The organism is Methanoregula sp., assembly GCF_052325125.1.
In the GTDB taxonomy this organism is placed as follows: Archaea; Halobacteriota; Methanomicrobia; order Methanomicrobiales; family Methanospirillaceae; genus Methanoregula.
In genome coordinates this window covers 110,258-122,877 of the sequence record NZ_JBKQWO010000052.1, presented here as the reverse complement: position 1 = coordinate 122,877, position 12,620 = coordinate 110,258, and the positions used below count along the sequence as shown (strand labels likewise).

18 protein-coding genes and 1 pseudogene are annotated in these 12,620 nt (G+C 54.1%); 10 read left to right on the top strand and 9 right to left on the bottom strand.

Annotated features, from left to right (window positions below; all coding sequences use genetic code 11):
• Positions 1–43: 43 nt before the first annotated feature.
• The 3 genes from ACLQMU_RS12380 to ACLQMU_RS12370 all read left to right on the top strand — a co-directional run bounded on the left by ACLQMU_RS12380 (position 44) and on the right by ACLQMU_RS12370 (position 2,184).
• Positions 44–601, top strand: a complete 558-nt coding sequence (locus ACLQMU_RS12380; RefSeq protein WP_422149163.1) for a flavodoxin — start codon at positions 44–46, stop codon at positions 599–601.
• A gap of 61 nt (positions 602–662) precedes the next feature.
• Complete coding sequence (locus ACLQMU_RS12375) at positions 663–1,862, top strand: aldo/keto reductase (protein WP_422149164.1); 1,200 nt, start codon at positions 663–665, stop codon at positions 1,860–1,862.
• Between the two features lie 46 nt (positions 1,863–1,908).
• Complete coding sequence (locus ACLQMU_RS12370; protein ID WP_422149165.1) at positions 1,909–2,184, top strand: hypothetical protein; 276 nt, start codon at positions 1,909–1,911, stop codon at positions 2,182–2,184.
• A 353-nt stretch (positions 2,185–2,537) separates the two neighbouring features.
• On the opposite strand, the gene ACLQMU_RS12365 is transcribed toward ACLQMU_RS12370, so the two are convergent.
• Entirely contained in the window at positions 2,538–2,780 is a 243-nt protein-coding gene (locus tag ACLQMU_RS12365) for a DUF2769 domain-containing protein (RefSeq protein WP_422149166.1), read from the bottom strand.
• Positions 2,781–2,974: 194 nt separating this feature from the next.
• Positions 2,975–3,223: a DUF2769 domain-containing protein gene (locus tag ACLQMU_RS12360; protein ID WP_422149167.1), complete on the bottom strand. Its 249-nt coding sequence runs from the start codon at positions 3,221–3,223 to the stop codon at positions 2,975–2,977.
• Positions 3,224–3,279: 56 nt separating this feature from the next.
• Here ACLQMU_RS12360 and ACLQMU_RS12355 point away from each other — a divergent pair, with 56 nt between their 5' ends.
• Positions 3,280–3,681 (top strand): hypothetical protein, encoded by a 402-nt coding sequence (locus ACLQMU_RS12355; protein WP_424040587.1) that lies wholly within the window; start codon positions 3,280–3,282, stop codon positions 3,679–3,681.
• Positions 3,682–3,793: 112 nt separating this feature from the next.
• Here ACLQMU_RS12355 and ACLQMU_RS12350 read toward each other — a convergent pair whose 3' ends face one another.
• The 4 genes from ACLQMU_RS12350 to ACLQMU_RS12335 all read right to left on the bottom strand — a co-directional run bounded on the left by ACLQMU_RS12350 (position 3,794) and on the right by ACLQMU_RS12335 (position 6,135).
• Positions 3,794–4,354 (bottom strand): type 1 glutamine amidotransferase, encoded by a 561-nt coding sequence (locus ACLQMU_RS12350; RefSeq protein WP_422149169.1) that lies wholly within the window; start codon positions 4,352–4,354, stop codon positions 3,794–3,796.
• Entirely contained in the window at positions 4,351–5,031 is a 681-nt protein-coding gene (locus ACLQMU_RS12345) for a diphthine--ammonia ligase (protein WP_422149170.1), read from the bottom strand. Before ACLQMU_RS12345 ends, ACLQMU_RS12350 begins: the two co-directional genes overlap by 4 nt.
• 201 nt (positions 5,032–5,232) lie before the next feature.
• Positions 5,233–5,868, bottom strand: coding sequence for a class I SAM-dependent methyltransferase (locus ACLQMU_RS12340; RefSeq protein ID WP_424040590.1), 636 nt, complete (start codon positions 5,866–5,868; stop codon positions 5,233–5,235).
• A 75-nt stretch (positions 5,869–5,943) separates the two neighbouring features.
• A complete protein-coding gene (locus tag ACLQMU_RS12335) occupies positions 5,944–6,135 on the bottom strand; it encodes a hypothetical protein (protein WP_422149172.1) in 192 nt (63 codons plus the stop codon).
• A gap of 118 nt (positions 6,136–6,253) precedes the next feature.
• Here ACLQMU_RS12335 and ACLQMU_RS12330 point away from each other — a divergent pair.
• Positions 6,254–6,610 (top strand): annotated as a pseudogene (locus tag ACLQMU_RS12330) (alpha/beta fold hydrolase); the annotation flags it as partial.
• Here ACLQMU_RS12330 and ACLQMU_RS12325 read toward each other — a convergent pair.
• Entirely contained in the window at positions 6,589–6,729 is a 141-nt protein-coding gene (locus ACLQMU_RS12325) for a hypothetical protein (protein WP_422149176.1), read from the bottom strand. The pseudogene ACLQMU_RS12330 and the gene ACLQMU_RS12325 sit on opposite strands and share 22 nt — an antisense overlap.
• A gap of 30 nt (positions 6,730–6,759) precedes the next feature.
• Between ACLQMU_RS12325 and ACLQMU_RS12320 the strand changes: the two genes are divergently transcribed.
• Entirely contained in the window at positions 6,760–7,161 is a 402-nt protein-coding gene (locus tag ACLQMU_RS12320; RefSeq protein ID WP_422149177.1) for an alpha/beta fold hydrolase, read from the top strand.
• 295 nt (positions 7,162–7,456) lie between these two features.
• Here the strand turns inward: ACLQMU_RS12320 and ACLQMU_RS12315 are convergent, their stop codons facing one another.
• Both ACLQMU_RS12315 and ACLQMU_RS12310 read right to left on the bottom strand, forming a co-directional pair.
• Positions 7,457–8,992 (bottom strand): anti-sigma factor antagonist, encoded by a 1,536-nt coding sequence (locus ACLQMU_RS12315; RefSeq protein WP_424040592.1) that lies wholly within the window; start codon positions 8,990–8,992, stop codon positions 7,457–7,459.
• Positions 8,993–9,205: 213 nt separating this feature from the next.
• Entirely contained in the window at positions 9,206–9,517 is a 312-nt protein-coding gene (locus ACLQMU_RS12310) for a putative quinol monooxygenase (protein WP_422149174.1), read from the bottom strand.
• 386 nt (positions 9,518–9,903) lie between these two features.
• On the opposite strand from ACLQMU_RS12310, the gene ACLQMU_RS12305 reads away from it, so the two are divergent.
• From ACLQMU_RS12305 to ACLQMU_RS12290, 4 genes are read left to right on the top strand one after another with little or no spacing between them, the layout of a single operon-like run.
• The gene (locus tag ACLQMU_RS12305) at positions 9,904–10,584 is read left to right on the top strand and encodes a type IV pilin (RefSeq protein WP_424040594.1); all 681 of its coding nucleotides are present in this window, start codon (positions 9,904–9,906) and stop codon (positions 10,582–10,584) included.
• Between the two features lie 2 nt (positions 10,585–10,586).
• Positions 10,587–11,138 (top strand): type IV pilin N-terminal domain-containing protein, encoded by a 552-nt coding sequence (locus ACLQMU_RS12300; protein WP_443673729.1) that lies wholly within the window; start codon positions 10,587–10,589, stop codon positions 11,136–11,138.
• Between the two features lie 51 nt (positions 11,139–11,189).
• A complete protein-coding gene (locus tag ACLQMU_RS12295; protein ID WP_424039177.1) occupies positions 11,190–12,029 on the top strand; it encodes a type IV pilin in 840 nt (279 codons plus the stop codon).
• Complete coding sequence (locus tag ACLQMU_RS12290; RefSeq protein WP_424039179.1) at positions 12,026–12,592, top strand: type IV pilin N-terminal domain-containing protein; 567 nt, start codon at positions 12,026–12,028, stop codon at positions 12,590–12,592. Before ACLQMU_RS12295 ends, ACLQMU_RS12290 begins: the two co-directional genes overlap by 4 nt.
• The last annotated feature ends 28 nt before the right edge of the window (positions 12,593–12,620 follow it).

Below are 12,620 nucleotides of genomic sequence, written 5' to 3'. Positions count from 1 at the left end.
TACTCGATCGGGGGACCAAAACTCCTGTCGGAGGAACGCATCCATGAAAACGGCAACCATGAATGGAAATGACACAAGATCCCTGATCGCGTATTTTTCGCGTGCAGGAAATAACTATGTCAACGGACAGATCGTGAACCTGCCGGTCGGTAACACGGAATTCGTGGCGAAGATGATCCATGAAATGACCGGTGGCGACCTGTTTCATATCGAACCGGTGAAGGAGTATCCCAAAGATTATACGGAAACCACCGAGGTTGCACGGCAGGAACTTCGCACCAAAGCCCGGCCGAAGCTTACCGGCCATGTGGACACCATGGCATCCTTTGAGGTAATCTTCCTGGGCTATCCCATATGGTGGGGAACGATGCCGATGCCGGTATGTTCCTTCCTGGAGGACTATGATTTTTCCGGAAAGACCATTGCGCCGTTCTGCACGCACGAGGGAAGCGGCCTTGGGCAGAGTGTAGCAGATATCAGAAAAATGTGCCCGCAGTCAACCGTCCCTGATGGTCTTGCTATTCATGGCGGCGATGTAAAAAATGCACACGATGAGGTAGCCGGGTGGCTGCGTGACATCGGGATGAACGCAAAAACGTGACGGATCCGTCTGTCAGGAAACGAGTGCTGATCAACAGAAAGTAAAAAACCGGGTGAAAAAAATGCTGTACAGGAAAATGCCAAAAACCGGGGACAACCTTTCCATCCTCGGGTTCGGGTGCATGCGGCTTCCCGTAAAAGAGGATGGCTCAATCGATGAAGAACGGGCTACAATGCAACTGCGGTACGCCATCGACCACGGCGTAAATTACGTTGATACGGCCTGGCCTTACCACGGGGGACAGAGCGAGCCGTTCGTGGGCCGTGCCCTTGCTGACGGGTACCGCGAAAAAGTCAGGCTCGCCACCAAACTCCCTTCCTGGCTAATCGAAAAGCGGGAGGATATGGATACATTCCTGGATGCCCAGCTCGCAAAACTCCAGACCGACCGCATCGACTATTACCTCGTTCATGCCCTTGTGGGCGAGCTGTGGGACAATGTCGAAAAGCTGGGCGTGGCTGACTTCCTGGACAAGGCCAAGGCGGACGGTCGCATCAGGAACGCGGGTTTCTCCTTCCATGGAGCCGGAGAGGATTTTGGCCGGATCGTGGATGCCTATGACTGGGACTTCTGCCAGATCCAGTACAACTTCTTAGATGAGAAGAACCAGGCGGGTACAAAGGGCCTTCTCTACGCCGCCTCAAAAGGTCTTGGGGTCATCATCATGGAGCCCCTCCGGGGAGGAAACCTCACGCGGAATGTGCCGCCGGCGGTACAGGAGATCTGGGACGAGGCTCCGGTAAAGAGGACCCCGGCAGAATGGGCCCTGCGCTGGATCTGGAACCATCCTGATGTCACGGTCGTCCTCTCCGGGATGAACGATGAGTCGCATATCCGGGAGAATATCAGGGTTGCCGGTGAAGCGTACCCCCATTCGCTGAACGAAGCAGAACTGCAGCTGGTACAAAGGGTAGAGAAAAAGTACCGTGAACTCTTAAAAGTGGGCTGTACCGGCTGCCGGTACTGCATGCCCTGCCCGTCGGGGGTGAATATCCCGCTCTGTTTCGAGGAGTACAACAACCTGTACCTGACCGGTAATGCAGACGGGGAAAAATTCATGTACGCCGCACGGCTGGGCGGGGCAGTCGCTCTCGGGACTCCCGAGTTTGCATCCCTGTGCGTGCAATGCGGGGAATGCCGGGAGAAATGTCCCCAGCACCTTGATATCCCGATGCTTCTCGAATCCGTGGTAAAGGAACTTGAAGGGCCCGGATTCGAGGAGAGGGTCGCCATGGCGCGGAAGGCCTTCAAACAGTGTTGAAAACCTCAGGCACCCCCTTATGCCGGAATTGTTAAGGAGGTAACGTATGGAGAAATCAAAAGTTTTGCGAGAACATGCAATCTTCCCGAAAGGGGAAAAGATCGCAAACGACCATTTCATCGGCACAGCCTGGCTCCGGGTTCTGGTTCCCGATGACAGCACGTTTCACTGCCCGGTGTTCAACGTAATATTTGAACCCGGCGCACGGAACAACTGGCATGAACATCCCGGCGGCCAGATCCTGCTTATCACGGGCGCGGCAAGGGATATTACCAGGAAGAAGGCCGGAAGATCCGAAAGCTTCGCCCGGGGGATGTGGTAAAAATCCAGCCTGAGGTAAAACACTGGCACGGTGCTGCATCGGACAGCTGGTTTACCCATATCGCGATCAGTACCAATCCACAAAAAGGAGAACCTGAATGGCTGGAACCTGTAACGGATGAGGAATATGCCAGGATAAAATAACCTGAATTTTTTCCTTTGGTGCTGCAGGAATCACCAGGTCAGATGAAGGCATCAACCTTATTGTCCGGTTTTTTTGTATGTTCGCTCCTCGTTCTTTTGAGGGGGGAGGGAGAGGATCTCTCCCTCGCTCTGTGGCGGGCGGCATGCCCCCGGATGAAGACTGCATTGTGATCTTCCCTGTGACGCACCCGCAGGTAACACCCCGCCTCCCTAATGCCGGTTGCAGAAGCGCCCGATGTTAAGGTTGTTCTTGTCAAAGATCTCGCAGGCAGGGCAGTAGCAGTTGACCTCTTTTACTGATGGAGCCGATGATGTCCCGCGTGCGCAGAAGAGGGCACCGGGCTCGAATTTTTCAAGGGAGTTGTGCTTGTAGGTAGGGCAGGATCCGCAGTACTTCATGCAGATCTGCCGGTTCTCTTCCGTATCCTCGACTTTTTTTTCACTGCTTTTCATAAGGGGTGATAGTATGATGAGGATAATATGCTTCCTGTGGATTTTTTTCATGGTATCGGCCGCAATCCGTTCCGGTCAGTTCCATGCCCATGAAAACCTCCCGGACAGGTATGCCCCATCTGCAATCCGGATACCGGGCGGTCCAATGTAAAACCCGGGAAAATGATCAAAACAAAAGGATTAAAATAATCTCTCTACCTTCTTACGCAGAAATATCCGCCACGGAGGTGGTACTTCGTGAAAAGCGGACAGGCCGGGCAGAAGCAGCCGATCTCTTTCATATTCTGGGCACTGGACGTCCCGCAGCCGCAGAAGAGCTCGGTCGGCTGGTGTTTTTCGAGCGAATGGCGCTTGTAGTTCTGGCAGATGGTACAGTATTTCCTGCAGATCTGCCGGTTCTCTTCCGTATTCTCTACAACAGGGGGTTTGCCTGATTCAAACATGCAAAACAAGGTTTGTGATAATAATTTATAGATCTTATGGGGAAGAGTGAGGTTGTATGCGGGTGTCCGAATGTCCCGGGCTCACCCGGGTGCAGGAAAGAAAGATCAAGATTGCCGTTGAGGGGACCTGCGAACTCTGCTCCGGATACTTCGCCCTCCCGCTGCTCGAGATCCACCGGATCTCCCGGCGCCTGTACCGGGAGATGGTGCGTGATCCCTCGGCACGTATCCTCGTGGTCTGTGATTTGTGCCACCGGCATATCCACCGGCTGCCCGTGCGGGTAAAGGACCAGCGTGCCATGGTCTCCCGCCGCCCGTATTTTGTCCGGCAGGAAATCCGTAAGGCTCTCGGGTACACGCCAAAACCGTATATCCCTCCCCGGGACGCTGCTCTCTCTGAGATGTACGAGGAGTATTTCTACCACTTCCCCCCCGGTTCGTTCCGGTTGGGTGGGTGAAATGGTGCGATCGTACCGCAGTTAGCGGGCACACCCCATTCCCCCATCCTTTCCGCACGGTAAGATCTGGTAATATTGAGGGAACGAAAAAAACCTTCTGGATGAGGGAACATTATTCCCGGCACCGTACACAGAACCGTTCCACTACCGCATCGTTCCGTACCTCGGGATGGAACATGACGCCGGAAAGCGGCCGGTCCGGGTGACGGACAGCCTGGACGCACCGGTCCGAGACCGCGGTCACCACCCAGCCGTGCGGCGGGTCGCAGGCAAAGGAGTGCAGTTCATAGGCCGTAAACTCCGTCCGGTCGGGAAGGAGCGGATCAGGTTGAGTGACCCGGATTGTGGTCATCCCAATTTCGCACGCCGGACGGAGGGCTCCCCCGTGCACAAGGCAGAGGGCCTGCATCCCGGCGCAGATCCCAAGGACCGGGACTCGGATGTCTTCGAGCCACGAAAATTCCTGTACCTGCATGGCAAAGTGGTTGTCTTTTAACGCCGTCCCGCACAGGATGATCCCGTCGGCGCATTCGAGGTTTTTGCTTGTTACTCCGGAAAAATGTGCCTCGCGCCATTCATGCCCGGCGCATGAAACGATCCTTGCTACCGGACCCACGAACTCGGCCCGGGAGAGGGAGCAGGCCTTCCACGAGAGATCCACGAGAAGGATCATTTTGCCTCCAGCACGGCACGCTTCACCCGCAGGAGTCCCCGGAAATTCGCATACTCTTTTTCCGACTCAAGAACCACGATCCTTTTTGCAAAGAGAGGCGCATCCACGACCAGCGTCTCGTACTCCCCGCCTTCACCGGTGAGGGTGATCCGGTCCGACCGCACGTACTGCTGCAGGTCAATAAGAGCCTCACGGTCGATCTCCCTTCCCAGCCAGTCCGCGGAGAACGGTGCGGCAAAGACGCCGGTGATGATGGCCCGGAAGCCGGTGGCGATCAGCTCTTTCATGTAGTGCTCCGGGTCCGTGTACCAGAGCGGGTTGAAACACCAGAGATCGAGGTCCCGGCAGATCCGCTGGACCCGGGTAGCCTGGTACACGGAGAGGAGGGCGCCGGTCACCACGCCCTCGATACCATGCTGTTCCACGGCAAGGCGGATGGCACGGGTGAGATCGGCAAGCTCGGCCTCCTCGATCCCCTCTGTCTCTACCGCGACGAGCGGGAGCCCCGCAGCCTCTGCCTGCAGCGGCACGAGATGGGTGTTGGGGGTGTGGAACATGTAGCTCTCTTCGTTTTTGGACCGGACCAAGATGAGGCAGGCGACCTCTTCTTTCTGCATCGCGAGATGGCAGGCGAACCACGAGTCCTTGCCCCCGGAACAGAGAACACCGAGTTTCATTCCATGTGTAATCGTCTTTGCGGCCTCTTGAATCTCTCCCTTTGATACAAAAATCCGGCAGGGTTCCGGATCCTGCCGGGCATGGCGCCCGGCCCGGATACTGCGGTTTGTTCAGACCGTAAAAACCCGGCTCATGACGGCATAGGAGCACAGGTGTCCGTAACGATGGAGAAAATTAAAAAAAGTCCACGCTCTTCCCGCTCACGCACCCTTTTTCCCGGTCATCAGGAAAACCGTAAACGTCCGCATCTCCCCGGACGGGCCGGGCTTTCTCACCATCGCGGCAGTCCGGTTCCGGACCGATGAAAAACCGGCGGCCTCGAATGACTTCATCATCATGTGCCGGTCAAACCCGTTATGGAACACGCCGTCGTTTGTGTCGTGGAACTTCCCCTCATCGGAATCGAGGTCGGCAATGGCAATCCTTCCTGCGGGCTTGAGGATCTCGGCCATCCGGTCGAGGAGCATCCCGGTGTCCCGGATGTGGTGGAAGGTCATGCTGCTCACCACGAGGTCAAACGGCCCCGTGAGCGTGTCCCCTTTTTCCAGGTTCACGAGCCGGGTCCGGACGTTTGCGATCTTCTGCGCCCGGATCTTCGTGTCCAGCACATCGAGCATTCCCTGAGAACTGTCGACCGCGGTGATCGTGCGGACATGGGGCTGGAGCGCAAGGGTCAGAAGGCCCGTCCCGCACCCGAAGTCCAGCACGTCCATTGCCGGTCCCGGCTGTACCGTCCCGATAACTGCCCGCGCCACATCGTGCGCCATCTTTACCCGGCCCGGGTTCTCGTCCCAGGTTGCTGCCGCGCTATCAAAATCGCGTTTTTCACCAGACATATCAGTAACCGGAATGTGGGCCGGGGAAACGGAAATAATGCATGGATCACAAGGGAGGGCCGGTCCGCACTCGTGTCAGGCGCTGTACCCTGTATCAGTCCGGCCTGTTTCGTCGCTGATGACCTTACCGTCCCTGAGCTGGACAATACGGTGGAAATAGTCCTTGTGCCAGTCTTCGTGCGAGACCGTCACGATTGTCTGGTGCATATCCTCGTTAATCTCGCGGAAACGATCAAACCCGGAAACCCCGTGATCCCGGGGATACATTATTGTCTTGAAAACCCGGGGTGCCGGCAAAAGACTTTTCACAGCCGGGATTCAACAAACGACCTTGAAGCAGGAACCCTGCGATGCCCTGTTCGCGTCCGACTTCCCGCAATGGCTAATGGCTAAGATTGAGCGGCAGGACGAACTCGTCGCCCTGAACCGGACTCTTGAAACCGCAAAGGGAACGGTGGAGTACGCCCGCCTCGGGGATGGCCCGGTTGTCCTTGGCATTCATGGGGGGCCTGGCGGGTATGACCAGTCCCTCCTTTCCTTTGACTGGCTGACCGACTCAGGGTTCTCGATCCTTGCGCTGAGCCGGCCGGGATATCTTGGGACACCGCTTACCTCCGGGAAGACCCCGGCCGAACGGGCCGACCTGTACGCGGCGATGCTCGACAGTCTCGGGATCGACAAGGTCCTGGTCATTTTCGGGTCGGCCGGCGGTGTGTCCGGCTACGTGTTTGCCATCCGGTATCCCGTCCGGGTCACTGCGCTCGTGGCCGCCGATGCGGTCGTTTCGAAATACCTGATGCCGGCCAATGCGAACGCCGTCACCGAGGCATTATTCCTGAGCGGTCCGGGCGAGAAGCTCACGAGCTTCTTCTCGACGCATTTCCCAAAAAGATGCTCTATAAACTCATCAGGGAGGAGTCCCCTCTCCTGCCGGCGCAGATTGACGAAAAGGTCGAGGCAGCGATGCACGATCCCCACCAGCTGCGCCTTTTCCTCCGGCTTGTACGCTCGATGTCGGATTATTCCCGGAGGAAGGCCGGTGTCGAGAACGATATGGCCCAGCTCGCCACCCTCCCCGATCTCCCGGTCGGGAAGATCCGGTGCCCGGCACTTATTATCCACGGCACGCATGACAGCGACGTCCTCTTTTACCATGGCGTATATGCCCGCGATACCATTCCCGGAGCCGAGGGGCTCTGGGTACGGGAGGGATCCCATTTCTGCGCATGGATCTCGCCGCAGGTCCATGAAGTTCAGGAACGGATCGTTTCGTTCCTGCAGGAGAACCGTTGAAAGGGGGAGAATACCGTATTTTTATCCGGGTGAGTCCCGCACCGCTTTTGGATTATCGGTTCGGTTGCCGGAGTTCAGCCCTGCTCCACCAGTTGAAGCCCGCGTGGGGCGCTGTCACCGTCCCCCGGGCACACCGCCAATGCGGGACTCCGATGATCCTATGCTTTCCCGCGAGGAATAGGGATCACCCTGGCAGTTTCCTTACCAGCGGATTGGTACTGCATCGGAGTGACCCCCTGTCTGCATTGTGGTTCCCGGACGGGAAAGACCGGAATGGTAAAAAAGGAAAAACGAACTACTCCGGAGCGCTGGACTTGGGCAGTACCAGCGTGAACAGGGTTCCTGTTTCAGGAGTACTCGTGACGGTAATATCCCCTTGAAGCTTTTCCGCCATCTGTTTTGCCACGGGAAGGCTCAGGCCGATAAACCCGGATTTTCTCAAAAGCTTTGATTCATTGCCCACATGATAGGGCCTGAACAGATTGGGGAGGATCTCCTGTGCAATAACTGCACTGCCGTTTCTGAGAGTGAAATAATGATTGATTTCATCATCATAATACGAGAACTCGATTTTTGCCGGTGACGTGGAATACCGGATGGCCGTAACCATGAGGCTCTGGATGATCAAAAAAAAGTATTCACTGTCCGTGTTGATCTTCAGATCGTCCCGTACCTGGATGTCCACTGCAATGTCGCTGGAACACCGGATAATCATGATATACGAGATGAGCAGCTGTCGCGGGGATATCAACCGGTACTGGGGCTTGAACCGGGGCAGGATCTGTTCCGGACCGTACCCCGGGCCGCTTAGTTTTATGATATGCTCGATGCTCTCCCGGACGTGATCGATATTCTGTAAACATTTTTCCAGGATCGCTTTTCCATCCGCGTTCAGGCCAAATGAATCCGGATCTTCAAGAACCAGCTGCAGGTATCCTACGACGGGCTGAAGCGGTGTCCGCAGTTCATGTGCGGTGAGGATGAAGAATTCCTCATTTCTTATCAGTTCATGCTGGAGGTCTTCCTCTATCTTCCGCAGCTCTGTTATATCGAGGAGAGAATATACCCTGCGTGGTGTCTTTTCGATCATATCGAGGATCACGTACACGTTTTTGACATTGCCTCCCCGATCCTTGAGCCGGAATTCAAAGTGTTTTGGATGGTCTTCGGTATCCTTCCGGGCCTGATCGTGGAATTCTGTTACCATGGCCAGATCGTCCCGGACGACAAACGATAACAGGCTGAATACTTCCGTGAACTCTTCGTTTTTGTATCCCACCATCCTGGCAAATTCGGTGTTTGCCAGGTTGATGGTCAGGTCATCCTCTACGATGGCCATCGCAGTGCCGGTGTTCTCGAATATGGCCCGGTACATGTTTTCTGAAAGCTGCAGGTTCCTTTCCGCCCTCTGTCGTTCCTCCTCAATATCCAGCGTTGAAACGACCGCATCCATGATCCGTTGCTCGTTCTCATCGAGGTTAACATAGGAAAAACTCTGGATCGCCGCATCTTCAGTGTCATAAACTGAGAAAAGCCGGTTGAACCCTGTCAGCTGGAAGATCTCTCTGACGGCCGGTTTCATGCAGGCAAGTTTCAGGTCGCCATGCATCTTTTTCACATTTCTTAAAGCGGTGATAATCACCCGGAGGCCGGAACTGCTGATATAGTCCAGATTTCCCAGATTGAGAATGATCCGCAGGCCTCCGGATGCGATCAGCCGTTTGAGGGTCTCATCTGCTTCAAGAGAGGTGTTGGTATCAAGCCTGCCGGAAAAGTACACTATATCGAGAGTATCCCGTTTTTCCTGGCGTATCTGCAGGACATCAGTCATTAACCTGATAGTAATGATGCAGTACTACATTAAAGTACAGATATATTTTCCGGGTTATTCGCCCTCCTCTCCGGTATGGGGTATATCAACGGTGGAAGGGAGGAGGTGGATGGCGGGTGGCCCGGGTTGTAATTCCTGAACGGATAGTTTGTCCCGGTCTGTATGAATACCTGGGCCGGGTGAACGCACGGCATTCGCGGGCCCCGGGCCCAATCAGTGGCCGGGCGTACCAGATTGCGATCCGAGAACATCGTACAGGGTGAGATCGGCAGGGGCGGAATACCAGGGTGCGGTCTTTCCTAAATATTCCTGCATATGGGGTTGCGCGAGGTGTTCATCGAGATGTTTCCTGCTCTCCCATTCTTCAATAAAATGGAATACCCCCGTGTCGCCAACATCGGCTAACAGTTCGTACCGGGTGCACCCGGCCTCCCTCTGCACTACCGGGATGATCTTTTGGGTCTCCCGGATAAAATCGCCCTTCCGCTCCGGCAGAACGGTACATCTGGCATCGACAAGTATCATACGTATTCCCCATTCACTCCAGGACCGGATCCCTCTAATGCGTCCCGGGCCTTTCCAGTTCTCAACGTGATAACCGGTGATCAGGTAATCCCTGCGGGTTAATTATTCCTGCCCTTGCCGGCCGGGGTCTGCCATTATCGCCCGCCCACGGTAGTATTGCAGTTCTTCCTGAATAAAGCCGGGAATCGATTCTCCTGCATTCTTGTTAGTTTGTTCTCGCTCTGCCGTATCGTGATCCGTGTTAATACAATACAATTAATAAAAATACGTTAACAAATGACAATTGTTAAATATAATCTTTTACAATGTGAATGATGGCATGGTGGTTTGATCCCATGAAATTGATCCACCACTGCACAACGGTCTGATGATCAGAGGAAATGAACATGCATTATCTGAAGAGATTATCGAGAAAAAATGGCGACGAGGCTGTCTCGCCGGTTGTCGGGGTGATGCTGATGCTTGTGGTAACCATCGTTATCGCGGCGGTCGTCAGCGGATTTGCTGGTGGGCTGATAGGGTCAAACAGTAATACGAAGACCCCGACCCTTGCCATGGATGTAAAGATTGCGAATTCGGGAAATTATGGGACTACAATGTTCTCTGCAACTGTTACCAGTATCAGTGCTCCCGTTTCCACGAGCAAGTTGATCCTGACAACTTCATATTCCACAACGATGAAGAGCCAATCTTGGACAACGGCAGGTCAGTATAATGGCTGGCCCGCTGTAGGAAAAGGGTTTATGAGTGGTGGGAATTCGACGCTTAACGGGGCACCGTTTGGATTTGGACCTGGAGTTTCAGGAACTCAGAACATCGCTGGCACTTATACCGCTAACCAGACCTTTGGCAATTTTACACTCACTCAAGGAACCGGGCTGGTTGCTGAACCTTCATCCACGTATGCCGGCTATGTCGGTAGTGGTAGTTCCACCAGCCCGATGTACACGGTTCTTGGCAGCGGCTGGGAACAGTTAAGTCCGGGAGATGTAGTGACAGTCCGTGTCATCTATACACCCACGAGTAAGGCCATTTTCCAGCAGGATGTAGTAGTTACGGGGGCATAAAAATGAAAAATACAATTGAAAATGCAGTCTCGCCGGTTGTCGGTGTAATGCTGATGCTCGTGGTTACTATTATTATCGCTGCCATAGTATCAGCCTTCGCCGGTGGCGCAGTAAGCGGGGTAAGCAAGGTACCTCAGGCATCGATCACCGGAAAATTCAGTGTATCGAACGGTCTGGAAATCGATCATTCGGGTGGTGACGCGGTCCCGTTGACAACGACCGTATTCACTATATATGACGGTGATACGTTCGGGATCAACCTGAAGCAGAAGACTTCGCAGGTACTTAACCAATCTCTGATCACGGATATCAACGGGAATTCTCTGCTAACCAGTTCAGGAGCGTACAACATTACCGCCTTCCTGCCCGGAACGGCTCTCTACATCGCTGGGACCAATTCTGGTTGCCAGTCCCTCCAGCCGACCCTCTATAATGCGGGCCGTCCCGATCTCTGCATCAGCAACAGCTCCAACATCGGGAAAACCTTCACGCTGATGGTCGGGGATACCAAGGGTGACCTGATCTCTTCGACAGATATTACCATCCAGCCATAACTGCCGGGTCAGGCTAACGAAAATTAAGTCATCTCAAAAGGGAGAGAAACCATGAGACAGCAGAATGAAAATGCAGTATCTCCGGTAGTGGGCGTAATGCTGATGCTGGTGGTCGTGATCATCATTGCAGCAGTTGTCAGCGGTTTTGCCGGCGGACTCGTAAAAACGACACCGGTCGCCCCCCAGCTTACGCTGGATGTTCATATTATAAACAGCGGGTATTATCCCACAAGCTATTTCAAGGCCACTGTTACCGGAGTCAGCGCACCGATTCGAACCAATGATCTAAAAATCATAACCTCCTGGAGTAAAACAGTAAATCCGGGGCAGGTTGTCACTGGTGGTGCAACCATAACGCCCGGTGTCACCAATTTCAATGTTTCGTACGTTACTGAACCCAATAGTTATGATGGCAGTACTCAATCGCCAACATCGCCCCCATCATGGCAATGTGTCTGCCCGCAGGGTGACGGTCCCGGCGTTGGTATGAATGGTACTGAAGTCTCCAACGGCACGCCCTATGAAGGATTGGGTGCGACGGGGATGTCGAGTATCGGAACAATTGGGATAACAAATTTTACCTGGTTTGGTAATTACAACCTCGAGGCAGGAACAGTCATGTTTGCCCAACCGTTCGGTGCCGCCCCATATACTGGCTCGAACTTTTCGGTGGGGTATGGATTAAAGACGCAATATTCGTATTTCTATGGAACGGATACTGCCAACGGTGCTGTATTAAGCTCGGCTAGTGTTGATCAGATGCAGGCTGTCCTCGGGCCGAACTGGTATGTTCTAAGGCCAGGTGACGTTGTGAACATGAAAATTATCCATATACCCTCAGGTAAGACGATCTGGCAGGGATCTATTCCATTGGAGGGATCAGTATCATGAGTTATACAGAAAAAAAGCGGGAAAATGACCGGGCAGTTTCACCCGTTGTAGGGGTGATGCTCATGCTTGTCGTAGTGATCATCATTGCAGCGATTGTCAGCGGTTTTGCCGGCGGACTGATCAATTCCAACAGCAAAGCCCCTCAGGCAACGATCCAGGCAACGTACAGTGTAGGGGCAGGTACTCTTACGATGTATCATGCTGGCGGCGATGAATTGCAGTTACAGAATATTTATCTCGTGGTACGGGGAATCGATGCGGAGAATGGCGGGTACTCGGGAACCATGAAGAGAGTTACCCTCAACAGATCGTTGATTTTTAACGCTGCCGGGCAGGCATGGGCTATGCCCAACGGTATCGTACAGATACCCGTCTGGGAGCCGGGGCAGACCATGTATAGCAATGATACAGGGGACATGACGGTGATGTATGAGAGTCTTGGGGGGCAGGGTACGAGCCTTTCCTCTCCTACGGTAAACGATATCGGCAAGTCATTCTTCCTGGAAATCGATTCCACGGATGGGAAACTTATCTCAGAGACCAATGTGAAAGTTGGTCCATAAGGGGGGGAGAGGAAAATTAATTTTTTAA

Excerpts from the sequence above, each read along its gene's own strand:
- ACLQMU_RS12290 (WP_424039179.1), top strand. The coding sequence starts at position 12,026 with ATGAGTTATACAGAAAAAAAGCGGGAAAATGACCGGGCAGTTTCACCC.
- ACLQMU_RS12320 (WP_422149177.1), top strand. The coding sequence starts at position 6,760 with ATGCTCTATAAACTCATCAGGGAGGAGTCCCCTCTCCTGCCGGCGCAG.
- ACLQMU_RS12340 (WP_424040590.1), bottom strand. The coding sequence starts at position 5,868 with ATGTCTGGTGAAAAACGCGATTTTGATAGCGCGGCAGCAACCTGGGAC.
- ACLQMU_RS12295 (WP_424039177.1), top strand. The coding sequence starts at position 11,190 with ATGAGACAGCAGAATGAAAATGCAGTATCTCCGGTAGTGGGCGTAATG.
- ACLQMU_RS12315 (WP_424040592.1), bottom strand. The coding sequence starts at position 8,992 with ATGACTGATGTCCTGCAGATACGCCAGGAAAAACGGGATACTCTCGAT.
- ACLQMU_RS12305 (WP_424040594.1), top strand. The coding sequence starts at position 9,904 with ATGCATTATCTGAAGAGATTATCGAGAAAAAATGGCGACGAGGCTGTC.
- ACLQMU_RS12350 (WP_422149169.1), bottom strand. The coding sequence starts at position 4,354 with ATGATCCTTCTCGTGGATCTCTCGTGGAAGGCCTGCTCCCTCTCCCGG.
- ACLQMU_RS12365 (WP_422149166.1), bottom strand. The coding sequence starts at position 2,780 with ATGAAAAGCAGTGAAAAAAAAGTCGAGGATACGGAAGAGAACCGGCAG.
- ACLQMU_RS12355 (WP_424040587.1), top strand. The coding sequence starts at position 3,280 with ATGCGGGTGTCCGAATGTCCCGGGCTCACCCGGGTGCAGGAAAGAAAG.
- ACLQMU_RS12310 (WP_422149174.1), bottom strand. The coding sequence starts at position 9,517 with ATGATACTTGTCGATGCCAGATGTACCGTTCTGCCGGAGCGGAAGGGC.
- ACLQMU_RS12345 (WP_422149170.1), bottom strand. The coding sequence starts at position 5,031 with ATGAAACTCGGTGTTCTCTGTTCCGGGGGCAAGGACTCGTGGTTCGCC.
- ACLQMU_RS12370 (WP_422149165.1), top strand. The coding sequence starts at position 1,909 with ATGGAGAAATCAAAAGTTTTGCGAGAACATGCAATCTTCCCGAAAGGG.
- ACLQMU_RS12360 (WP_422149167.1), bottom strand. The coding sequence starts at position 3,223 with ATGTTTGAATCAGGCAAACCCCCTGTTGTAGAGAATACGGAAGAGAAC.
- ACLQMU_RS12335 (WP_422149172.1), bottom strand. The coding sequence starts at position 6,135 with ATGTATCCCCGGGATCACGGGGTTTCCGGGTTTGATCGTTTCCGCGAG.
- ACLQMU_RS12380 (WP_422149163.1), top strand. The coding sequence starts at position 44 with ATGAAAACGGCAACCATGAATGGAAATGACACAAGATCCCTGATCGCG.
- ACLQMU_RS12300 (WP_443673729.1), top strand. The coding sequence starts at position 10,587 with ATGAAAAATACAATTGAAAATGCAGTCTCGCCGGTTGTCGGTGTAATG.
- ACLQMU_RS12375 (WP_422149164.1), top strand. The coding sequence starts at position 663 with ATGCTGTACAGGAAAATGCCAAAAACCGGGGACAACCTTTCCATCCTC.